This is a genomic window from Nonomuraea sp. NPDC049784, assembly GCF_040659615.1.
In the GTDB taxonomy this organism is placed as follows: Bacteria; Actinomycetota; Actinomycetes; order Streptosporangiales; family Streptosporangiaceae; genus Nonomuraea.
Genome location: NZ_JBFAMX010000016.1, coordinates 1 through 20,539, shown reverse-complemented (window position 1 = coordinate 20,539; position 20,539 = coordinate 1). Strand labels below are relative to the sequence as shown.

21 protein-coding genes, 2 tRNA genes and 1 pseudogene are annotated in these 20,539 nt (G+C 66.8%); 11 read left to right on the top strand and 13 right to left on the bottom strand.

The genetic code is table 11. The features are described from left to right. Positions 1–587 precede the first annotated feature (587 nt). Positions 588–2,372: a hypothetical protein gene (locus tag AB0J09_RS06785; protein ID WP_360686283.1), complete on the top strand. Its 1,785-nt coding sequence runs from the start codon at positions 588–590 to the stop codon at positions 2,370–2,372. 2 nt (positions 2,373–2,374) lie between these two features. Then, positions 2,375–2,665, top strand: coding sequence for a hypothetical protein (locus tag AB0J09_RS06780; RefSeq protein WP_360686280.1), 291 nt, complete (start codon positions 2,375–2,377; stop codon positions 2,663–2,665). Between the two features lie 14 nt (positions 2,666–2,679). Here AB0J09_RS06780 and AB0J09_RS06775 read toward each other — a convergent pair whose 3' ends face one another. Continuing rightward, positions 2,680–3,177, bottom strand: a complete 498-nt coding sequence (locus AB0J09_RS06775; RefSeq protein ID WP_360686277.1) for a hypothetical protein — start codon at positions 3,175–3,177, stop codon at positions 2,680–2,682. A 300-nt stretch (positions 3,178–3,477) separates the two neighbouring features. On the opposite strand from AB0J09_RS06775, the gene AB0J09_RS06770 reads away from it, so the two are divergent. After that, on the top strand, positions 3,478–4,476 hold the full coding sequence (locus AB0J09_RS06770) for a serine/threonine-protein kinase (protein WP_360686274.1): 999 nt from the start codon (positions 3,478–3,480) through the stop codon (positions 4,474–4,476). A 244-nt stretch (positions 4,477–4,720) separates the two neighbouring features. Here the strand turns inward: AB0J09_RS06770 and AB0J09_RS06765 are convergent. Then, a tRNA-Arg gene (locus AB0J09_RS06765) sits at positions 4,721–4,793 on the bottom strand. Between the two features lie 816 nt (positions 4,794–5,609). Here AB0J09_RS06765 and AB0J09_RS06760 point away from each other — a divergent pair. After that, positions 5,610–6,647, top strand: a complete 1,038-nt coding sequence (locus AB0J09_RS06760) for a D-alanyl-D-alanine carboxypeptidase family protein (RefSeq protein WP_360686271.1) — start codon at positions 5,610–5,612, stop codon at positions 6,645–6,647. Between the two features lie 2 nt (positions 6,648–6,649). Here AB0J09_RS06760 and mscL read toward each other — a convergent pair whose 3' ends face one another. The 6 genes from mscL to AB0J09_RS06730 all read right to left on the bottom strand — a co-directional run bounded on the left by mscL (position 6,650) and on the right by AB0J09_RS06730 (position 11,042). Further along, positions 6,650–7,042 carry a large conductance mechanosensitive channel protein MscL gene (mscL, locus tag AB0J09_RS06755; protein WP_360686268.1) on the bottom strand — a complete coding sequence of 131 codons (393 nt, stop codon included), beginning with the start codon at positions 7,040–7,042 and terminating at the stop codon, positions 6,650–6,652. Between the two features lie 21 nt (positions 7,043–7,063). Further along, positions 7,064–7,651, bottom strand: coding sequence for an RcpC/CpaB family pilus assembly protein (locus AB0J09_RS06750; protein ID WP_360686265.1), 588 nt, complete (start codon positions 7,649–7,651; stop codon positions 7,064–7,066). Continuing rightward, complete coding sequence (locus AB0J09_RS06745) at positions 7,648–8,454, bottom strand: S-methyl-5'-thioadenosine phosphorylase (protein WP_360686263.1); 807 nt, start codon at positions 8,452–8,454, stop codon at positions 7,648–7,650. Before AB0J09_RS06745 ends, AB0J09_RS06750 begins: the two co-directional genes overlap by 4 nt. A 107-nt stretch (positions 8,455–8,561) precedes the next feature. Then, positions 8,562–8,876, bottom strand: coding sequence for an FmdB family zinc ribbon protein (locus AB0J09_RS06740; RefSeq protein ID WP_360686260.1), 315 nt, complete (start codon positions 8,874–8,876; stop codon positions 8,562–8,564). A gap of 67 nt (positions 8,877–8,943) precedes the next feature. After that, positions 8,944–10,449, bottom strand: coding sequence for a potassium/proton antiporter (locus tag AB0J09_RS06735; RefSeq protein WP_360686257.1), 1,506 nt, complete (start codon positions 10,447–10,449; stop codon positions 8,944–8,946). A 23-nt stretch (positions 10,450–10,472) separates the two neighbouring features. Next, entirely contained in the window at positions 10,473–11,042 is a 570-nt protein-coding gene (locus AB0J09_RS06730) for a 5-formyltetrahydrofolate cyclo-ligase (protein WP_360686254.1), read from the bottom strand. Positions 11,043–11,066: 24 nt separating this feature from the next. Between AB0J09_RS06730 and galU the strand changes: the two genes are divergently transcribed. The 7 genes from galU to AB0J09_RS06695 all read left to right on the top strand — a co-directional run bounded on the left by galU (position 11,067) and on the right by AB0J09_RS06695 (position 15,631). Then, complete coding sequence (gene galU, locus AB0J09_RS06725; RefSeq protein WP_360686251.1) at positions 11,067–11,969, top strand: UTP--glucose-1-phosphate uridylyltransferase GalU; 903 nt, start codon at positions 11,067–11,069, stop codon at positions 11,967–11,969. Next, on the top strand, positions 11,956–13,143 hold the full coding sequence (glp, locus tag AB0J09_RS06720; protein ID WP_360686249.1) for a gephyrin-like molybdotransferase Glp: 1,188 nt from the start codon (positions 11,956–11,958) through the stop codon (positions 13,141–13,143). The genes galU and glp overlap by 14 nt, the downstream gene beginning before the upstream one ends. Further along, the gene (gene moaC / locus AB0J09_RS06715; protein ID WP_360686246.1) at positions 13,140–13,625 is read left to right on the top strand and encodes a cyclic pyranopterin monophosphate synthase MoaC; all 486 of its coding nucleotides are present in this window, start codon (positions 13,140–13,142) and stop codon (positions 13,623–13,625) included. The genes glp and moaC overlap by 4 nt, the downstream gene beginning before the upstream one ends. After that, positions 13,625–14,104, top strand: coding sequence for a MogA/MoaB family molybdenum cofactor biosynthesis protein (locus AB0J09_RS06710; protein WP_360686243.1), 480 nt, complete (start codon positions 13,625–13,627; stop codon positions 14,102–14,104). The genes moaC and AB0J09_RS06710 overlap by 1 nt, the downstream gene beginning before the upstream one ends. Positions 14,105–14,158: 54 nt before the next feature. Further along, complete coding sequence (locus AB0J09_RS06705; protein WP_360686240.1) at positions 14,159–14,803, top strand: GNAT family protein; 645 nt, start codon at positions 14,159–14,161, stop codon at positions 14,801–14,803. Between the two features lie 124 nt (positions 14,804–14,927). Then, positions 14,928–15,506 (top strand): hypothetical protein, encoded by a 579-nt coding sequence (locus AB0J09_RS06700; RefSeq protein ID WP_360686237.1) that lies wholly within the window; start codon positions 14,928–14,930, stop codon positions 15,504–15,506. A gap of 48 nt (positions 15,507–15,554) precedes the next feature. Continuing rightward, positions 15,555–15,631 (top strand) — tRNA-Ala (locus tag AB0J09_RS06695). Positions 15,632–15,875: 244 nt separating this feature from the next. Here AB0J09_RS06695 and AB0J09_RS06690 read toward each other — a convergent pair. From AB0J09_RS06690 to AB0J09_RS06670, 5 genes and pseudogenes are all read right to left on the bottom strand, one after another. Further along, entirely contained in the window at positions 15,876–17,663 is a 1,788-nt protein-coding gene (locus AB0J09_RS06690) for a hypothetical protein (RefSeq protein WP_360686234.1), read from the bottom strand. Beyond that, positions 17,660–18,088, bottom strand: coding sequence for a hypothetical protein (locus tag AB0J09_RS06685; RefSeq protein WP_360686232.1), 429 nt, complete (start codon positions 18,086–18,088; stop codon positions 17,660–17,662). Before AB0J09_RS06685 ends, AB0J09_RS06690 begins: the two co-directional genes overlap by 4 nt. 93 nt (positions 18,089–18,181) lie before the next feature. Beyond that, positions 18,182–19,099, bottom strand: coding sequence for a TIGR03564 family F420-dependent LLM class oxidoreductase (locus AB0J09_RS06680; RefSeq protein ID WP_360686229.1), 918 nt, complete (start codon positions 19,097–19,099; stop codon positions 18,182–18,184). Between the two features lie 35 nt (positions 19,100–19,134). Next, positions 19,135–19,788 carry an NAD(P)H-binding protein gene (locus AB0J09_RS06675; protein ID WP_360686226.1) on the bottom strand — a complete coding sequence of 218 codons (654 nt, stop codon included), beginning with the start codon at positions 19,786–19,788 and terminating at the stop codon, positions 19,135–19,137. An 88-nt stretch (positions 19,789–19,876) separates the two neighbouring features. Beyond that, positions 19,877–20,239: pseudogene (locus tag AB0J09_RS06670) on the bottom strand (tyrosine-type recombinase/integrase); the annotation flags it as partial. Positions 20,240–20,539: the final 300 nt, after the last annotated feature.

The following is a 20,539-nucleotide window of genomic DNA, read 5'->3' as shown; positions in this document are numbered from 1 at the left end:
ACGGTCGATCGTGCTCACCTCGCCTGTGCCATCTATGCCCGCGCCTCGGACGCCGCCACCCTCAGCGACGCCCAGCTCACGTCCCAAGGTGTCGAAGGGCAAGGCGATATCGTCGGGGAAGGGTCATCGATCGGCCACCTCCGCTGTGCCGCGTAAGCGCCCTGAGAACGTTCCGGCGACCTCGCACAGGAAGACAACGACTCGCGTTGATCGTGTGGAAGAGCCCAGGCGTATCGATCGAGAGGACAGCAGCGAGAAGCGAGTGGCGCCGCTGATCGCCGCGAAGTGCGACGAACTGTTCCCGCCTTCCCTCCCTGAGTTCCGGGTTCGTAACCGCGCATGCCACCTGCTTTACGGATAGCGCGTCAACGGCAGGCAGCGGAGATCCCGGAAGAGCAGGCTGGGCTTCGGGCCGACAACATGGCGGTTTCGCTGATATTGCGCTCAGATGGCCGCGATGCCGATTTGAGGCCGTCCGTTACCAAGCGAGTGTAATTCCGGTTGTTTATAGAGGTACGTGGGGCATTTACCGTGATTGGCTGGTGTGCTTGACTCCTGCCCTGTAACCACACCCTCTGGGAGGGTTCATGGGGGAGTTCGTCGGGATCGACCCCAGCGGGGCAGAACAGTTGATGCGCCAGCTGACCATCGGCAAGAGTGTCCTTGCCCAGACGCGACCCGGGCTGGAGGCGGCCATCGCCGAGGCAGGCGCGTCGTGGACCGGGCCACAAGGAGTGGCTGCCATGCACCGGTCCTGGGCGTTCTTCGATGACACGCAGCGGGATCTCAAGTGGCGGATGGACACGCTCAAGCAGATGGTCCCGAACTCGGGAAACGGTCTGCTGAGCGGGGTCCTCACGTTCAACAACGAAGCGGAAGCCGCCCGGCAGGGAAAGGCCGACGCAGCGCCTATCGCCGCGGCCCTCAAGCAGCATGACGTCCAGAACTCGGTGAAGAGCTGGCGTGACGTGACGGCTGCCGTGGCGGCGACGAAACAGAAGTTGAACGATCCCGCCTACGCCGCTTCCTTGCTGGCCGCCCTCGGCCCGGACAGATTCCGTGCGCTGTTCAGGCACTGGATGAAGGACAAGGGCCCCGCTGCCATGGACATGGGACTCCCGCCCTCTGTCCTTCAGCAGGGTCGCGAGGATCTGGGCCCGCTGGCCGAGGCCTACGCGAACGCCGAGCGTGCCGGACGGCTGGGTGAGGAATGGCGCGAGAAGTTCATGGAGGGGACCGATCCCGGCACGCTGACGGCGCTGGTCGCGATGTCCAAGCCTTCGAGCACGCTTCTCAACCAAGTGGCGCGTCGCGTCCTGGGCCGTCCGCTGACCGCAGATACGCCATCGAGCCCGAACTGGAACCTCAATGTGCTGGTGGAGGCCTATGACGCCGACCCGCAAGCGCTGCAGACGCTGCTGGCTGAAAGCAAGGACGCTGCGGGCTCGCTACTGCATCCGGGCCGGTGGCGATCAACTCGTCTTCCTGACTTCGAGAAGCGGTTGGCCGGCGTGCTGGACAAGGCGCTGAGACCAGGTGCGGGTGATGATCGCGTACGCGAGCGGGCCTGGCTCAACATCATTAGTGGCGTAGGTGTCGACGGCACTCCCTGGCTTGGTGGTCAATGGATTCAAAACGCGTTGGTTCTTCCCAAGTTTAAGGACTCACCGGTCAGCCAAGTGCTGGCCAAGAACGTGGTGCCCTACCTCGACAAGCTTGCACGTGTACAGGCAAAACAGTCTTCACCCAAGCTCACTTCGCTGTATCCGCCGCCGCCGTGGGACAAGCTCAACGCCGACGTGGCATCGCGGTTCTTCGGTGCCGTGATGCAAGATAAGGGGGCGGCCGACACGCTGTTGAAGGCATGGCATGAATACACAACGAATATGGACATCGGCCGATTCCATCCATTCGACAACGACGAAAAGATGCGCGCCGGATTTGTGGCTCACAGCGCTCTTTCGGGTGGGGCGGCGAATCTGCTTTTGGAAGGCTCCGCTCATGCGGAGTGGAGCGATGATGAGTATGCCGACTGGATCGCCGGTGTCATGCTCATGCCCGTCGATTGGCTCTCCAACAAATATTGGCCTATCGACAACCCCTCAACCGCGACCGCACGAGACCGAGGCCAGGATGACGCCAAGGACGCACTGAAGGAGATGATCACGGACTACTTCGACGGGAAAACACCTGAGACTGCGGAGGCAGTTGCCGACAAGATCATAACTGTACAGACGACCTGGGTGATCGAATCATTACGCCAGCATAAGCAAGAGCCGTTGACAGAGGCGGACCAAGACATGGTTGAAAAGGCGTTCCGAGGACGGCTGTATGACGCCCTGGTCGATGCGCTGAAGAAACGGGGAGGATGAGCATGTCCTTCCCCGACCCGGGCCAACTGCTCAGGCAGGCTGCTGAGAAGGAGTTGCTTGCCGCTACCCTTACTCGATACGCCAAGGCTCTGGAGGAGGTCTTCGTTGGCACTCTGGCGAATCCTCAGACCGTTGAGGCGTTTTGGAAGGGGCCTGCCGCAGGTCGGTTCAACACCCAGGCGGCACAGTTGCGGCGCGAGGTCGAACTCCTCCGGGAGAGTTGCGCTTCCTCTGCCGACCGCCTACGTAAACAGGCCGACCTGATGCGCAAGGAGGCGGCCCAGTTGCCCTGACTGCCATATGGCAGTCAGCGGTCGCGAGCGTAGCAATTGGTCTTGCCGACGATCATGATGTGGGGCTTCGGGTCCTTGCGTACGGTCAGAATAAAGGTCAATCCCGTCTTCGGGTTGTGCATAACGGACACGCCCAGGTTCGCATCGCGAAGGTCCCGCTGGCCCACAATCGTGTCGTAGCCCATGAGCCCCAGCAGGCCTCGCACCAAGCCGGCGGAGTTGTCCGGCATGTACGTGTCAGGCTGGCCGGAGAGATCCCCCTGAGCCCGGAAGAATCGCTGCACTTGGCCAGGCATGCAACCTGATTCCGTATCTTTGTCTGCTCGTTCCGTCGCTGCCACTTTTCCGGAGGCGGCTACTTCGCGAGAGGCGAGGAGTTTGTCACCGTCCGCGATGAGCTGTTTCGTGGCCTCGTCCAAGGTGGGCTTGTCGGAGTCCCCTGTGCAACCCGTCACAGCCATGAGGGAGACGAGCACCGCGGCGACAGACAGTCGGCGAATATCTGGGCGCACACCCCGGACGTTACCTAACACCTGCTTCCACGTACAGCTTGCATGCCTACTTCGTACTGAAACGCTCATCCCGCTTGCGAATCTGGAGCATGTGCAACGACTAGATTGGGCGGAACCGGACGCTAACCAGCGGAGGCGCTCCTTCGTTCGGTCCGCGTCGTCCTCGACCTCGACAGCGGCTGAGAAGCGCAATCCGTAGCCATGCTTCCTCGGCTGGGCTGAGCGGAGTGAGTACAGTGACGAGGTTCAGGACGTGATCGAAAAGCTACTCGTCCTGGATAGGTCTGAATCAAGGCAGGGGTGACCGTGGCGCAGGGCACGCGACCGGGCAAGCTGATCGGTGGCCGCTATCGGCTGGTCTCCGAACTTGGGTCAGGGGGATTCGGAAGGGTCTGGGGGGCTCATGACGAGACCCTGCGCGTCGACGTCGCCGTCAAGGAGTTATGGCTGCCCCCGGTGATGGCCGAGGATGAAAAAGCAGACCGGCTGGCCAGAGCCACGCGTGAGGCCCGCAATGCCGCCCGACTGCGCGACCACCCGAACATCGTCGGGGTACACGACGTTCTCGTTGAGAACGGCCTGCCCTGGATCGTCATGCAGTTGATCGACGGCCGCTCGATGCAGGATCATCTCGACGCGCATGGGCCGCTATCGGTCGAGGAGACCGCGAACGTCGCCGCGAAGCTGCTGCGGGCCCTCAACGCGGCGCACGATGCCGACATCGTGCATCGCGACGTGAAGCCGGCCAACGTCATGATCAGCAAGAGCGGGGAGGTTCTGCTCGCCGACTTCGGCATAGCGTTCCACCGCGCGGACACTGCCCTGACCGTCACCGGGGCGGTCATTGGCTCGGTGGAGTACATGGCCCCTGAGCGTGCTCGCGGCGCAGACGGGCTCGCGGCTAGCGACCTGTTCTCGCTGGGGGTGACGCTGTATCAGGCCGTTGAGGGAGTCTCACCGTTCCGTCGCGACACCCCCACAGGCTGCCTGACCGCGGTCCTGTTCGAGGAGGCTCCGCCGCCCGTACGCGCGGGACGGCTCGCTCCGCTGATCACAGCGTTGCTGGACAAGGACCCGGACAGACGCCTGACCATCGAGGCGGCGCTGACCTTGATCGATGCGCCGAAGGCGCCCACAGTCAAGGCCGCCCGAATCGACCGCCTCGGGCCTGTCCCCGCCACCAAGTCCGCCGAGCCGACGCCACCATCGTCCCTGGCGTTTCTGTGGATAGCCATGGGTATTTTGATCTTCTTAATCGTGATCATGATTGTCTCAGCGAAATTTGGTATCGGGAGGTAAGGTCCCTCCACCGAATCTGGAGGCTGTCTCATCGACCGATCGATGGGCTCGATGGGCTCGTGACCTGCGAGATTCCCCCTGTCTGAGGTTGATCGGCCCTTCAAGATCATCCCCCATATATCCCCAGATCATGGTCCTACGGCTGCATAGGGGTACCTTCGGCTGCCCATCAAGGGCCTGGGAAGCAAGAGACCTGCGGTCAAGAAACCGCAGGTCGGAGGGCAAAATGCCTGGTGGAGATGAGTGCCCCCGGCAGGATTCGAACCTGCGGCACCCGCTTTAGGAGAGCGGTGCTCTATCCCCTGAGCTACGGAGGCGGACCCTCGTAAGCCTAGCGAAAGTCTGGCACTGCGTGCGACGTAGGGCGGGAGTGAGTTTGGCGGGGTTGGTTATGGGTGGTCTGAGCTGCGGTAAAGGCATGACAAGTGATCAGATTCGGTCGCATCCGGCGTGGATAGCGTCTGCCTGTGACCACGAGGCAAAGCAAGCAAGCACGTCGGCGGCCCGTCGTGTTGTTCGGGGCGTTGTTGGCGCCCGCGATCCTGGCTGGGGGGTTGTTGGCTGGGGAGATGCGGGGGTTTGAGCAGGGGGTCGGCGGCCGTGTGGTGATGGGGGACGGCGTCGGGCGGGTGGGGTTCGGGCCGGTGTTGATGCGGGCGCCGGCGCATCCGGAGCGGATATACGAAGGCAGCGTGCCGGGGCCCGTGCGGGTGGTGTCGCGGCCGCGGGTGGCTGATGCGCCCCAGGCGGTCGCTACTGAGGGGCCCAGTTATGCGGAGCCTGTTACGCCGGCTCCTGAGCGGACGCATGTTGGCGAGTGTCCCGGGGAGTGGGCGGACACCTGGTTGTGGGATATGTGCCTCGAGCGGGAGCGGCAGGCGGCGGGGGTGGGGACGGAGATCGAGGTGCCTGATCTTAGAGGTGCCGTACGTTGGTGACGCTTCCCGGCGGTGGATGTGGGAGGTGGGCGGAAAGAGTGCGCCTTTTGTCTCATAACAGCTCTCCCGAGTTCGGCTCGGGCACTCGGCGGGCTGTAGTAACGTGCGTCCCTGACCAGGGTAACGAGTTTGCAAACGGAGGAGTCGAACGTGCCAGCCCCTCGATCAGCGGGTCTGATCGCGGTAGTCATGGCGGTGGCTTCTCTTTTCGTGCCTTCCGGGCAGGGGCGCGCGCAGGCGCAGGTCGTACAGGTGCAGGAAAAGCCGGATCCCGGCAGCCTGACCGCGCTGCGGAAAGAGGCCGAGCGGTCGGCCAAGGAGCTCGAGGACGCCACCAAGGCCCTGGAGAAGCGGCGGGCGGACATCGCCGCCTCCGACAAACAGCTGAAGGACAAGCTGGCGGCGCTGCAGGATCTGGAGCGGCGGGTGGCGGTGATGCGGCAACCCGTGTCGCAGATGGCCGAGCTGCTGTACGAGCAGCCGCTCATGGCGGATGGGATCGTGCCGTTCCTGTCCGGGGGCGCGAACGAGAGCACACTGCGGGCGCTCTCCGACGCGACGCAGATCGTTTCCGTACGGCAGAAGGCCGTCGAGCAGACCAGCACGCTCTACACGGAGGCCGAGCGGCTGGCCGCGGAGGCGCAGGAGCTCCGGGCCGGGAACTTGCTGGCCGAGGCGCAGTTGTCGGCCGAAGTGGACACGCTTCGGCAGCGGTCGGACAAGATCGTGAAGTCTCTCACGGCGGCGCTCGTGAAAATGGGGATCAAGGTTGACAAGGTCGGGCGGGCGGCCTTGGGGTGCAATCCGCTGCGAGCCGCGACGGCCGGCGAATACCCCAACGGTCTGATTCCCAAGACCATGCTCTGTCCGTTGCAGCAGAAGGGGTTCAGCCTGCGGGCCGATGCCACCATCGCCTTCGTGAGCCTGAACGAGGCCTATCGGCGGCGGTTCGGGAAGAGCATCTGCGTCACCGACGCCTATCGGAGCCTGGCCGAGCAGCAGTCGGTCTACTACCGGCGGCCGGGGTTCGCCGCCGTGCCCGGGCGGAGCAACCACGGGCTCGGGCTGGCAGCGGACCTGTGTGGCGGGGTGGAGAGGTCCGGGTCCACGGAGTTCGTCTGGATGGAGAAGAACTCCAAGAAGTATGGGTGGTTCCATCCCTCCTGGGCGTACACCGGCCCGTTCGAGCCGTGGCACTGGGAGTACGACCCGAAGAACGACTCTCTGCTCTAGCCCTACGCCACCTGCGTGCTGCAGAAGGCGCAGCGGGACGCGGCCTTCGGGATCTCCGACAGGCATTCCGGGCAGTCGCGGGTCTTCGACTCGATCTTGGCTGCGGCGCGGTCTCTGAGCCGCGTGTACGGCTTCGCCACCAGGAAGTAGACCACCGCGGCGACCATCAGAAACGAGACGACCGCGTTGATGAAGTTGTCGTACATGAAGTTGGACCGGCCCACCGTGACCTTGAGCGAGGAGAAGTCGGGCAGACCCCCGAACGCCGAGATCAGGGGCGTGAGGAGGTCGGCCACGAACGACTGCACGATCGAGTTGAAGGCCGCTCCGATGACGACCGCCACGGCCAGGTCGATGACGTTTCCCTGCATGAAGAACTTCTTGAATCCGTCCATGAGAGAATCGTAATCGAGTGATTACGTAGAGTTGGGTTTGATGGTGATCGCGAGGTGGCCGGTGGTCTGGGCTGCCGCCAGTTCTGCCGCTTGGGTCGGGGTGGTCGCGAGCACCACCAGGGCGCCGTGGGTCTCGCTCGTGGCCTGGGCCGGAGGTGGGATGGTGATGACCCGTACCTCCTCGGCGACGGGACGGGCCGGCTGGGCTTCCTCCCACGTGGCCAGGACGGTGATCGTGGCGCCGGGGGAGAGAAGCTTCGCGGCCGCCGCGTCGGCTATGCGCACGGGTGTGGCGACCATGCCGGGCGGGAGACGGAACGACTGGAGGAGGCGGACGTCGGTTAACGGCTCGCCCTTGCGCATGGGGCTCGCCAGGACCTGGCCCGCCGCGGCTGCGCGTACGGCGCCGGTGGGTGGGTGGTTGAGCGCGGCGGGGGCCAGGTCGCCCGGGCTGAGCGGGCCGGGGGACAGGTCGCGGGTCGCCACCAGCACCGTGGGGGCAGGCGTGGGACGGGTGGCGACAAAAGCGGAAATGACGGCGAGGGCGGCCAGCGCCGCCGCGATGAGGCGGCGACGGCGGCCATAGCGGATCAGCCAGGACTGGATCACGGCAGCTCGAAGGGGAGCTTGATCCCGTCGAGGGCCGAGCCGCAGGGGCACGTGCGCTCCTCGGGAAGGGCCTGCACGGTCTCCGCCACCAGGGCGCGCATGCGTGTGACGTTTTGCGCGAAGAACTCGAGGACCTCGTCATGGGTGACGCCCTGGCCCGCCTCCACCCCGGCGTCGTGGTCGGTCACCAGGGAGAGTGACGTGTAGCAGAGGGCCAGCTCGCGGGCCAGGATCGCCTCGGGGAAGCCGGTCATGCCGACGATCGACCAGCCGTTGCCGGCGAACCACTGTGACTCGGCCCGGGTCGAGAACCGTGGGCCTTCGATGACCACCAGGGTGCCGCCGTCGACGGTCTCCCAGTCGGTGGAGCGGGCGGTCTCCACCGCGGTGGCGCGGCCTGAAGGGCAGTAGGGGTCGGCGAAGGAGACGTGGACTGCGCCGTCTATGTCGTAATAGGTCTGTACGCGACCTGAGGTGCGATCAACGAGTTGGTCAGGGATGACCATGGCGCCCGGGCCGTACTCCACTCTCAGCGAGCCTACGGCGCTGGGCGCGAGCACCTGGCGGACGCCGAGCGAGCGCAGCGCCCAGAGGTTGGCCCGATAGGGGATGCGGTGTGGCGGGAAACGATGATCTCGCCCGTGTCTGGGGATGAACGCGACGGAACGCGAGCCGATGCGTCCGACCGTGACGACATCGCTCGGGGGCCCGTAAGGCGTGGCGAGCTCAATCTCCTCCGCGTCGTCGAGCAGGGAGTAGAAGCCCGATCCGCCGATGACGCCGATGTCTGCGCGAGTGACCATGGCCGAGAGAGTAGCCGGATCGGCCACGAACCAGAGCGGTCCGAATCTCGTTCTGTGGATAACTCGCCTGTGGCCGCGCTGGGCGGCCACTTATCGGGAGGCCGAGGTCAGCTGGAGGCGGCGGCGGGGGCGGCGGCAGGGGTGGACGAGGACGAGCTCGTGTCGGCGGACTTGCTCTCCGAGGTCTTCGACGACGAAGAGGAATTCGACGACGAAGACGAAGAGGTGGAAGGCGAGGTCGAGGACGAACGGTTGTCGGTCCGATAGAAGCCCGAGCCCTTGAACACGATGCCGACGGCGGAGAAGACCTTCCGCAGGTTTCCCTCGCAAGCTGGGCAAACCGTCAGAGCATCGTCGGTGAACTTCTGAACGACCTCGAGCTGCTCGCCGCAGTCATTGCAGGCGTACTGGTATGTCGGCACGCGCTCCTCCTTCAGGTCTGGCACTCGAGGGATGCGACTGCTAATGGTAACCGATTAGGTCAAACGCCTATTCCAATCCCCGCTCGCCGTACCAGCCGGCCAGCTTGCCGCTGCGGCTCACGGCGCGCAGGCGGCGCTCCACCTGGTCGCGGCAGGAGGCCGTGGTGACCAGCAGGAGCTGGTCGTCCACCCTGATCCTGGTGTTGCCGGCGGGCACGAAGGATTTGCCGTCGCGAACGATCAGGGTCACCTGCGCGCCGGCGGGCAGGCGGAGCTCGAAGATCTCCACGCCGTGCAGCTTCGAGCCGACGGGCACCTTGACCTGCAGCAGGTCCGCCTTGAGCTCCTCGAGCGGCGCCGACTCCACCTCCAGTTCGTGCGCCTCCCCAGGCGCGGCCACCCCGAGCACCCGGGCCACGAAAGGTAGCGTCGGCCCCTGGAGCAGGGTGAACGTGATGACGATCACGAAGACCTCGTTGAAGATCTCCTTGGACCCTTCGACGCCGGACGCCCACGGAATGGTCGCCAGCACGATCGGGATCGCGCCGCGCAGCCCCGCCCAGGACAGGAAGGCCTGCTCACGCCAGCTCACGCTGCCAACCCGTAGCGCCCACGCCATCAGCGAGCTCACCATGACGGACAGCGGTCGCGCGAGGAGCACGAGGACGGTGCCGGCGATCAGGCCGGGCACGATGGCCGACGGCATCTCGCTGGGGCTGGCCAGCAGACCGAGCATGACGAACAGCCCGATCTGCGCCAGCCACGCCGCGCCCTCCGCGAACCCCCTGGTCGCAGCCCGGTGCGGCAGCCGCGAATTGCCCAGGATCAACGCCGTCAGGTAGACGGCCAGGAATCCTGAGCCGTGCAGCAGCACGGCGCCGCCGTACGAGACGAATGTGAGCGACAGCACGGCGAGGGGATAGAGGCCGGAGGCGGGGAGCGCGACGCGGCGCAGCGCATATGCGCCTGCAGGGCCGACGGCCAGGCCGACCGCGGCGCCGATGATCAGCTCGACCGAGGTCTCCAGCAGGAACGTTCCCACGGTCGCCGACGAGTGCGAGGCCCCGCTCAGCAGCACGACCGCGATCACCGTGGGCGCGTCGTTGAAACCGGACTCCGCCTCCAGTACGCCGGCCAGCCGCGGGGGCAGTGGCAGCCTGCGCAGCACGGAGAAGACGGCGGCGGCGTCCGTGGAGGCCAGCACCGCGCCGAAGATGAGCGCGGTCGACTGATCTATGCCGAGAAGTCCCTGTACGACCAGCGCCAGCACCACGATGCTGACCGCCACGCCCACGGTCGCCATAACCAGGGCCAGGGGTACGGAACGCCGCACATGGGACCAGTTCGTGGTGAGACCACCCTCGGCCAGGATCACCGCCAGCGCCGTGAGGCCGATTTGCTGGGCGAGCTGGGGATTGTGGAAAGGGATCCCGAACCCGGCCTCGCCCAGCACCAGGCCGAATCCGAGGAAGATGAGCAGGCTGGGCAGGCCGGTGCGATGCGCGAAGCGTACGGATGCGATGGCCGCGATGACAATTGCGGCACCAAGAAGAAGCCAGATATCAAGCGTCATCTGGCCCCCTCTCGTACCTGCGTTCACATAAGACTAATGAGTCCCTGTGGTGTCACGGCAAAACGGACGTGGCGGTCATGCGGCTCCGCGGGGAGATCGTCGATCAGCTCCCCGTCGTGGAGCAGCGCGACGGTCGGGACGTTGGGCCCCACCCTGGTCAGGGCACGATCGTACGAGCCGCCACCGCGCCCCAGCCGTACACCTGTCTTCCTGTCCACCGCCAGCGCGGGCACGATCACGAGCGCGGCGGTGCGGATGGCGTCGACGCCGCGGCGGGTGTCGACCGGCTCCATGATCCCGAAGCGGCCCGGGGCCAGCGAGTCGGGCCCGTCGTACACCGCCCAATCGAGGTCATAGTCCTCGCGGAGGACGGGGAGGACAACGGTGGCTCCATGTTTCCACAGAGCGAACACGAGCCCGTGCGTCTCCGGCTCCGACCCCGTTGACCAGTAGCAAGCCACGAGACCGGCCATCTGGACCCACGGTTGGTCGAGCAGTGTTTCGCGGACCTTGATGGCGTTTGCTCGCTGCTGTTCGGGGGAGAGGGAGGCACGCGCGGAGCTCAGCTCCCGACGCAGGTTCAGCTTGTCCACAGATACCTCCACTAGGGTCTACTCATGGCTGACTTCGACCCTGTGACGAAAGCCGTCGTGCCCGCCGCGGGTCTGGGCACCCGGTTTCTTCCGGCGACCAAGGCGACACCGAAGGAGATGTTGCCCATCGTCGACAAGCCCGCGATCCAGTATGTCGTCGAGGAGGCCGCCTCCGCGGGGCTCCTCGATGTGCTCATGGTCACCGGCAAGAATAAACGGTCCATCGAAGATCATTTCGACCGCGCATTCGAGCTGGAAGAGGCCCTCGAGGCCAAGGGCGACGAGCACCGGTTGTCCCAGGTGCGCGAGCCGGCTTCGCTGGCGACCCTTCACTACGTGCGGCAGGGCGAGCCCAAGGGGCTGGGCCACGCGGTGCTCTGCGCCAAGCAGCACGTCGGCGACCATGCCTTCGCCTGCCTGCTCGGCGACGACCTGATCGACCGCCGCGACCAGCTGCTCAAGCGCATGATCGAGGTGCGTGACACGTTCGGGGGGAGCGTGATCGCGCTGATGGAGGTGCCCAAGGAGCAGGTCTCCCTGTACGGCGTCGCGACGATCGAGGCCACGGCCGAGGACGACGTCGTACGCGTGACCGACCTCGTGGAGAAGCCGCCGGCCGACGAGGCGCCGTCCAACTGGGCGATCATCGGGCGTTACGTGATCGATCCCGCGGTGTTCGAGGTGCTGGAGAACACACCGCCGGGGCGCGGGGGCGAGATCCAGCTCACCGACGCGCTACGCACGCTCGCCGCGCGCGGCTCTGCGGAGGGCGGGCCGGTGCACGGGGTGCTGTTCAGAGGGCGCAGATACGACACCGGCGACAAGCTCGACTATCTGCGGACGGTGGTGAAGTTCGCGGCGGATCGGGAGGATCTGGCGCCGGATTTCGTGCCGTGGCTGCGGGAGTTCCTCGATGAAATCGGTTGACGAGCATCTGGCCGAGATCCTGGCCACAGTTCGTCCGCTGGCGCCGATAGAGCTGGAGCTGGAGCAGGCGCTGGGGACGACGCTGGCCGAGGAGGTCTCGTCGCCGGTGCCTCTGCCGCCGTTCGACAACTCGGCCATGGACGGATATGCCGTACGCGCCGCCGACGTCGCGGACGTCCCGGTTACCTTGCCGGTGATCGACGATGTGGCGGCCGGGTCCGTGGAGCTGCGGGCCGTGGGACCAGGGCACTCCGTGCGAATCATGACCGGCGCTCCCATGCCTGCCGGGGCCGATGCCGTGGTGCCGGTGGAGTGGACGGACGGGGGGACGGTCTCCGTACGGATCACGCGTTCTGCAACCGCCGGCAACGCGATCCGGCGGGCAGGGGAGGACGTGGAGGCCGGTGAGGTCGTGCTCAAAGCGGGCACGGTGATCGGGCCCGCCCAGCTCGGGATCATCGCGGGGGTGGGGCGGCGGCGGGTCTGGGCGCGGCCCAGGCCTCGAGTCGTCGTCATCTCGACGGGCGCGGAGCTGGTCGAGCCGGGCAGCCCGCTGGTCCACGGGCAGATCTGGGAATCCAACAGCTTCACGCTGACCGCGGCCGTGCGGGAGTCGGGAGGCGAGGGGTTCCGGGCGGGGTCTGTCGGGGACGATCCGGCGGTGCTGCTCGATCGGCTCGACACGCATCTCGTGCGGGCCGACGCGATCATCACCAGCGGTGGGGTGTCCATGGGGGCGTACGAGCCGGTCAAGGAGGCTCTGTCGCCGCTGGGGACGGTTCGGTTCGAGAAGGTGGCGATGCAGCCGGGGATGCCGCAGGGGTTCGGCGTGCTGGGGGAGGATCGGGTGCCGATCTTCGCGCTTCCCGGCAACCCGGTGTCGTCTTTCGTGTCTTTCATGCTGTTCGTGCGCCCGGCGCTCGACAGGATGCGTGGGCTTCCTGCGGGCATGCCCGAGCCGGTCACCGCTCGCGTCACCGGGCCGTTGCGGTCGCCGGCGGGGCGCCGGTCGTTCCTGCGCGGTGTGCTGGCCTCCGACGGCACGGTGTCGCCGGTGCACGGGCAGGGGTCACACCAACTCGCCGCCCTGGCCTCGGCGAACGCGCTGATCGTGGTGGCCGAGGACGTGACCGAGGTGCCCGAGGGGGCGTCGGTGGAGGTGATCCCGCTGTGAGCGAACAAGGTGGGCTGACCCATGTCGATGAGACCGGGGCGGCGCGCATGGTGGACGTGTCCGCCAAGGACGTGTCGGCCCGGACCGCCACGGCAACGGGGCGGGTGCTTCTGTCCAGCGAGGTCGTGTCGCTGCTGCGGTCCGGCGAGGTGCCCAAGGGTGACGCGCTGGGGGTGGCGCGGATCGCGGGGATCATGGGGGCGAAGCGGACGCCCGACCTGATCCCGCTCTGCCATCCGATCGCGCTGCACGGGGTGAAGGTCACGCTGGACGTCGAGGACTGGGGCGTGGCGATCACCTGTCGGGTGAAGACGGCCGACCGCACGGGGGTCGAGATGGAGGCGTTGACGGCGGTCTCGGTGGCGGCCCTGGCGCTGTTCGACATGGTCAAGGCGGTGGATCCGGGCGCGGTGATCACCGATGTACGGGTGGAGGAGAAGCTGGGCGGCAAGACCGGCCACTGGACCAGGGACGCGGAGTGATGCGAGCACTCGTGATCACGGTGTCGAACCGGGCGTCGGCCGGGATTTATGCCGACAAATCCGGTCCGCTCCTCGCTGACCTGCTGCGTCGCGAGGCGGGCTGCGAGGTCGTGGACGGCCCCCTGGTGGTGCCCGACGGGGAGTCGGTCGAAGGTGCCCTTCGAGACGGGTTGGCGGAAGGATACGACGTCATCGTGACCACCGGGGGGACCGGGCTGACGCCCATGGACCTGACGCCGGAAATGACGGCCCGGGTAATTTCCCGGGAAATTCCCGGTATAGCCGAGGCCATTCGGCTGGCGAACCGGGAAAAGGTCCCTGCCTCCGTGCTGTCCAGAGGTCTGGCAGGCCAGGCAGGCGACACCTTGATCGTTAATTTGCCTGGATCGTCCGGTGGCGTACGCGATGGCGTCGCCGTACTCGCGCCGATTCTCAAGCACGCGGTCGATCAGATCCGGGGCGGCGATCACCCGCGCTGACCTCGATCCCGTGATCCGTGGCGACATCATGCCCGATGGGGGGATGATGAGGGTGTGGATCGACTTCGTGGCTGGCCGGCGACACTGAACGACGGTCCGGTAGGCCTCCGGCCGCTGCGGCTCGGCGATGTGCGCGTGTGGCGCGAGACCCGGCTGCGCAATGCCGACTGGCTACGTCCCTGGGAGCCGAGCAATCCTGAGACGCCGCTGTTCAGGACCGGCCTCGGCCCCTACATCTCCATGGTCGGCACCCTGCGCCGCGAGGCCAGGCAGGGCCTGGCGATGCCGTGGGTGATCACGTACGGAGGGCGCTTCGCGGGACAGCTGACCGTGGGGGCGATCGTGTGGGGATCTGCCCGTTCCGCCCAGGTCGGCTACTGGATCGACGGCGCGCTGGCCGGACAGGGCATCACCCCCACCGCCCTCGCCATGGCCGTTGACCACTGCTTTTTCACCACGGGGCTGCATCGGCTGGAAGCGAACATCCGCCCCGAGAACCAGGCCAGCCGTAGGGTGGTTGAGAAGCTTGGATTCCGGGAAGAAGGCATTCGGCGGCGCCAACTCCACATCGACGGGGCCTGGCGCGACCACATCTGCTACGCGTTGACCGTCGAGGACGTTCCTGGCGGGCTGCTCGTGCAGTGGCGTCGCGCGCGTGAGTCAGCCGCTCATGGAGGGTCTTCCGTCGAAGAGGTTTGACGATCTCGCGACACACCGCACCGAATGCTCGTCAATTAGTGACACGCGGTCTTACGGTGCGTGACGTGAGCACATTGAAGGCGCGACGAGCACACTCGCGTCTTTGTGCTGCCCGGAGGTGGTCGTGAGCAGCGTCCTCCTCTATCTGGCGATCGTCGTGATGTGGCTCTGCGTCCTGATCCCGATGTGGCTGCGCAGGGACAAGACGAACCTCGCCGAGCTGGCCGAACTCGAAGAGCACTACACCGGCGAGCACCAGCTTCCCGACCTCGACAACCTGGACCCTTCGGACGCGGACGAGGACGACGGGGCCGAGGTGGAGAAGGTCGACGTGCGCCAGTTCCGGCTCCGGCGCCGCGCCATCATCGTGGCCCGCCGGCGTCGGCTGCTGTTCTTCACGGCCCTGCTTGTCCTGGCCTCGATGGTGACGGCCGCGGTCGAGATGATCCCGTGGTGGGGCGTGGCGCCCTCCGTGGTCATCATGTTCTCGTACACGGCCTTTCTCCGCATCGCCGTACAAGTGGACAGGGAACGCCGCGAACGAGCCCGCAGGATGCGTGCGGAGCGCCTGCGGCGCACCCGGGAACAGCAGCGGGCCGCGGAGGATGCCGCCCAGGCCGAGATCATCGATCTCACGTCGCTGCACACGGACGTCCTGTTCGATCAGTACGCCGAGCCGCCCAAGCGGGCGGTGGGCGACTGAAGGGTGGCGCGAGGACCCTCAGGAGTTTGCTAATCTGGTCGAGTCCTTGGGGATGTAGCGCAGTCCGGTAGCGCACTTCGTTCGCATCGAAGGGGTCAGGGGTTCGAATCCCCTCATCTCCACCAGGGGCCGTTCTTGAGACGGCCGGACTGAAGTTGACGGGATCCCGTCTGATCGTTGAGATCGGGCGGGATCTCGTCGTTTCAGGGGTTTCCGAATCGGATTCGTCCTGGTTCGGGGACTGCGGAGTCAGCTTCTGGGAAGGCCCGGGTGGTGTCAGGCCGCTGGTGGAGGAGCGAGATCCGGCCGTTGGGCATGGCGAAGCCGACGGTGAGCGGGGCGCTGCGACAAGGTGGCGGGTTCTGCGGCTTATGGGGCGGGTGGCGGCCTGCTCTGGCCTGCGGGTGGTATGCCGTCGAAGGGCTGGGCTGGAGCCTGCGGAGTGACGGCGAGTGTGACGGGCCTGTCCTGAGGCTCGTGGATGTGGCGCCACTGGTCGAGGAAGTGGTCGTTGGCGACAGTGACGAGCAGCGCGACCAGGATGGTCTGGGCGACGCGGCCGTGGGCGAGCCGGTTCTTGGCATCGCCGAGGTCGAGGTCGTGTCCCTTGAGCCTGCCGTTGATGCCTTCGGTGTTGGCCCGGACAGACTTGTAGGTCCCGATCCAGGCGGAACTCAGGTAGGCCAGGTCCTGGCGGAACTTGTCGAGGTGGCCGAGATCGTCCTTGCGGACGGTGATCGTGTGCTGGCCGCAGATCTTCGGCAATTGGTCGGCCTTCAGATCAGGCTGTGGCGGCAGGACGCGGGGTTTGGCCGCGGAGTGGGCGGCTCGCTGCCGGGTGTCGGTCAGGTCAACTGCGGTGGGCCGGTTGGGTCCGCGCTGGTGGAGGCGGTCGAAGCGGGGGCAGGTCAGCGATGGGGAGGTGCCTGCTGCCGGGCATTGGTAGCGGACGGCGCCGTCTGCGTTCGCGCTCTGTTTGAGGCGCAGCAAGTACGGCTCTCGCGCGGCGATCAACGCGGTGAGCTCTTGCGATGGTGTGCGGATGGCGGCGTCGTCCAGGCCGGTGGTCGCCTGAGCAAGCCTGTCGGGAATCAGCGGGCAGGCCGGGGAGCCGTCGATGAGCGGGGTGTCGTGGACGCTGCCCTGCACTCCCCGCTGCTCCACTTTGTAATCGAGTGCGAGCCGGTAGCCGAGTTCGCGTGCTGGCCGGGCGAAGTGGCCAGGTTGCTGGTCGGTGTAGGCGCGGTCGGCGACGGCGAAGCCGGTGGGAAAGCCGAGCGTGGCCAGGGGTTTGAGGGTGGCGATGGCATTGGCGCCGATGCGTTTGTGTGGGGTGTCGAGGACCAGGCCGAGCGCCAGTTGAGGGAAGGAGCCGAGTGCTGTGCGGGTGCGGGCGGCGACGGTGAGGGTGGCGCTGTAGCCGTACTCGGGTGGGCCGTTGCCGGCCGAGTGGTGCCAGCCCGCAGTGATCTCGGTGGAGGCGATCAATTCCCCGGTGGAGCGGCGGGCCCGGGGTGGGCGGGCGAAGACAGGGGCGGCGGTGGTGTCGATGCCGACGTCGCCGCGGAAGTGACGGAGGTAGCCCCGCCCTTTGGCCCAGCGCACTGGGGTGAGCACCAGCGCGGTGACGATGTCCTGCAGCAGTTCCCGCTTGCGCGCGTGTGCTGGGTCGTCATGCTCCCAGGCGGTGGCCAGCACGTTGGCCTGGTGCTGGGGCAGGCGGGCGCGCCGATCGTGGCGGGCCGGATCCAGCACGGTGGTAAGCCGGTCAAAAGCCCGGTAGAAGCGGCAGGAGGAGGCGAGCACCTGGTGGACATCTTCGGGGTTGATGTCGGGCAGGCTGAGCCGGTGGCGTGCGGCGGCGGTCAGACAGAACGCGGCGATCCGCCAGGCGTCGACGAGAGTGGCCTTGCCGGTGTGGTTGATGGACAGCAGCAGGCAGGTCAGCACCGCGGCGATGGGCAGCCCGGGCGGGCCGGGTCTCGGGCCGAGTTCGGCGTCGATCAGCGGCATGATGCCGGAGTCGTCCAGCAGTCGGGCGTAGTGACTGACGACGGCGTCGGGGATCTGTGCCGTCTGCTTGGCAGGAGGTCGGGGTCGGGTGGCTCGGGCTCGGGTGGTGTGCGGCGGCCAGGCGCGTGGCTGCGCCGTACTCACCTGGCCTGTTCGTCGGGCCTGCCGCGCAGTAGCGCGACCGCGGTGGGCTCGTCCAGGGCGGGGACGAAGTGTTGGTAGCGGGCCAGTGCGGAGGTGCTCATCCCGGCCGCGGCGGCCACCACGCCCAAGTCGATCCTCGCGCTCAGCAGCTCGACGAGCCAGGAGGAGCGCAGCCGGCGCACCGACAGGGCGGGCAGGCCGCCGGTCGGCCGGTGGCGGGCGGTCCAGGAGCTGAACAGGTTCTTGGCGTGCCGGGCGGCGCGCCTGGGCCGGAACACAAACCGGTCGCCCGGTTGATCGGTGGCGTGAACCAGGACGTCCTCCCATGCGGCGCGGCAGACGATCAACCGCTGCGTGTCGGGGACGGCGACCACGACCGCGCCGGAGTCCAGACCGCGAAGATGCCCGGCCCGGACGGCGGCCACCTCCCCATACTGGGGCAGAGCACTTATTCCGAGAGTGCGGTATTCCGGCTCCCGACGAGTGCAGATGCGCAGTGCCAGCCGGACTGGCCAGAGTCAGCCGTGCTCGTTGAGATCACCGAGGACTGTGAGGGTCCGGGTGATCTGCTGCTCTGAGCCGAACGGCACGGCGATGAACTCCGTCGCGCCGGCGTCTGCGAACCTGCGGAGTTCCTTCTCCACCTGCCGTTCATCGCCGACGACCACGACGTCTTCGGCTCCGCCCACGCCTTCGCGTTCGAACAGCGCCCGGTAGCTTGGCACCCGCCGGGAGGCCCCAAAATGCTCCGCGACCCAGGAACGTGCGCCGTCGGGGTCATCGGTGATCGCGATCGGCAGGTTGACGACGACCTGCGGCACCGGTCGCCCGGCAGCCTCGGCCGCCGCCGTGATCAGCGGAACGATGTGCGCCGCGATGGTGCGGACGCCGGTCCAGACGGTGACCGTCCCGTCGGCGAGTTCGCCCGCGGTACGGAGCATGACGCGACCCAGCGCGGCCAGGAGCACGGACGGCGGCTGTGCACCCGGCGTGCGGATCTGCCCAGTGACGTGGAGGAACTCACCATCGAACTCGACCGGCTCGCCGTGAAGCAGCGGTATCAACGCGCTCAGATATTCGCGGATGTGCCGGGCCGGTCGGTCGAAGTTCATCCCGAGAGCCGTTTCAACCTGCTGCTTGTGCCCGGGTCCTATGCCGAGGGTGAGCCGGTTCCCGGTGGCCGCCTGCACTGTTAGAGCTTGGCTGGCCAGTGCCAGCGGGTGGCGCGGATAGGTCGTGACGACAGCCGTTCCGAGCCGGAGTCCGGGCACCGCGAGTCCGGCGACAGTGGCGGACGTGAGTGCGTCGGCGGTATGCCGTTCCGCCCACCAGGCACCGCCCAGTCCGAGGTCAGCGGCGCGCCGAGTTTCTTCGACGATCTCGGCCATCGTCCGTGGACGATCGATCCCGATACCGACGTTCGTGCTGATGCGCATTCACGCTCCTGCGGTGAAGATGAAGCTTTGGGCCATCAGGCGACTACGGCGGCCAACGTACGGTGGTGCTTCGGGGTCTCGATCTCGTCGACGAGCGCGACCGCGAGATCGGCGTAGGAGAAGGAGGCCGAGCCGTCACCGCCCGGAAGGACCTGGTTGCCGCCGATCCGGTACTGGCCGGTGCGAGGCGCGTCGTCGTCCAGGACGACCGGTGGCGGGGCCAGCACCAGCCAGTCGATCCCGGTGTCCGCGTCACGGAGCACGTCGAGTTCCGTGACATGCCCCAATGAGAACTCCCGGCCTTCCGCCGGGAAACCGGGCGAATCATGGACCATGACCCCCGGTGTGATCTCCAGCGTGGTGCCGATCCCCACCAGAACCAGCCGGCCGACTCCGGCGCGTCCGAGACCATTCAGCAGGGCATGTGCCGCGCCCGTGAAGAACTCCTGCGAGGGGACGTCGAGCCGGACGGCGGCATTGATCGCCGCATCGTGCCCCGCCGCGGTCGCCGCAACGCTGTCCGCCTGAGTCACGTCTCCGGCGACCAGCCTCACGCCGTCACCGTCCAGATGCCGGTACTTGGCAGGCTCACGCACGACGGCCGTGACCTGATGACCACGGGTGACAGCCTCGGAGACCGCACGCCTGCCCGCACGTCCGCCGGCGCCGAAAACAACGATCTTACTCATCGGTAGGGCTCCGTTCGACAGAGGCCGCCTGGTCGACGACCGCTGCCCCGGACGCTACGGGGTCCCCCCTTGGTTCCCGCAACGATAGTTACGTACGCTTCTTACGTGAGACAGCCACTCGATCCGGACATGTTCGCGGAGTGCCGCGCCTCGGAGACGCGAAGATTCGGTTCATGGCCAGCGCGCCCGTCTGAATGACTGGCCGGATCTGGTGACGGTAGACGGTCTCGGTCACGGTGGTGCTGGCGTGGCCGCAGAGCTTGGCGATCTCGTCGATGGAGAGACCACCATCGTCAGAGAGTAGAGACACGAAGCTGTGCTGCAGCTCTCGTGGTGTCCATGCGTCGGCGTAGATGCCCTTGATTCCTCTGATGGCGTTGCGGAACTCACTCCGTACGTTGTGAGCGTCAAGCGGTGCGCCGATGCGACTGGTGAATACGAGTCCGTGTTCCTTCCAGCGTTGGCGGGCCGCTGTGCGTTCGGAGGTCGCGCGCGGCTACTCACGTCAATCCGATCCTCACATTCACGCGGAGGAGTCAGCTCAGTTGAAGCCCGGCGCCCATACCGACATGACGATCTACCGAACTGTGGGCCAGTGCTCCGGCGTTCGCGCCGGGGGTGAAGGCTCACGCGGGAGTGCCTGCTAGGGCGCGAGCGTGCTCTAGCCTTCCGCGTCGGTGAGCAGGTCAGCTCACACGGGTCGTTTCTGCTGTTCGATGTACTGCTTGAGGACCGTGAGCGGTGCGCCGCC

What these genes read in the sequence shown, in the direction of transcription:
- AB0J09_RS06785 (WP_360686283.1), top strand. Translation starts at nt 588, where the DNA reads ATGGGGGAGTTCGTCGGGATCGACCCCAGCGGGGCAGAACAGTTGATG.
- AB0J09_RS06780 (WP_360686280.1), top strand. Translation starts at nt 2,375, where the DNA reads ATGTCCTTCCCCGACCCGGGCCAACTGCTCAGGCAGGCTGCTGAGAAG.
- mscL (WP_360686268.1), bottom strand. Translation starts at nt 7,042, where the DNA reads ATGGACGGATTCAAGAAGTTCTTCATGCAGGGAAACGTCATCGACCTG.
- AB0J09_RS06745 (WP_360686263.1), bottom strand. Translation starts at nt 8,454, where the DNA reads ATGGTCACTCGCGCAGACATCGGCGTCATCGGCGGATCGGGCTTCTAC.
- AB0J09_RS06735 (WP_360686257.1), bottom strand. Translation starts at nt 10,449, where the DNA reads ATGACGCTTGATATCTGGCTTCTTCTTGGTGCCGCAATTGTCATCGCG.
- galU (WP_360686251.1), top strand. Translation starts at nt 11,067, where the DNA reads ATGGCTGACTTCGACCCTGTGACGAAAGCCGTCGTGCCCGCCGCGGGT.
- glp (WP_360686249.1), top strand. Translation starts at nt 11,956, where the DNA reads ATGAAATCGGTTGACGAGCATCTGGCCGAGATCCTGGCCACAGTTCGT.
- AB0J09_RS06710 (WP_360686243.1), top strand. Translation starts at nt 13,625, where the DNA reads ATGCGAGCACTCGTGATCACGGTGTCGAACCGGGCGTCGGCCGGGATT.
- AB0J09_RS06680 (WP_360686229.1), bottom strand. Translation starts at nt 19,099, where the DNA reads ATGCGCATCAGCACGAACGTCGGTATCGGGATCGATCGTCCACGGACG.
- AB0J09_RS06675 (WP_360686226.1), bottom strand. Translation starts at nt 19,788, where the DNA reads ATGAGTAAGATCGTTGTTTTCGGCGCCGGCGGACGTGCGGGCAGGCGT.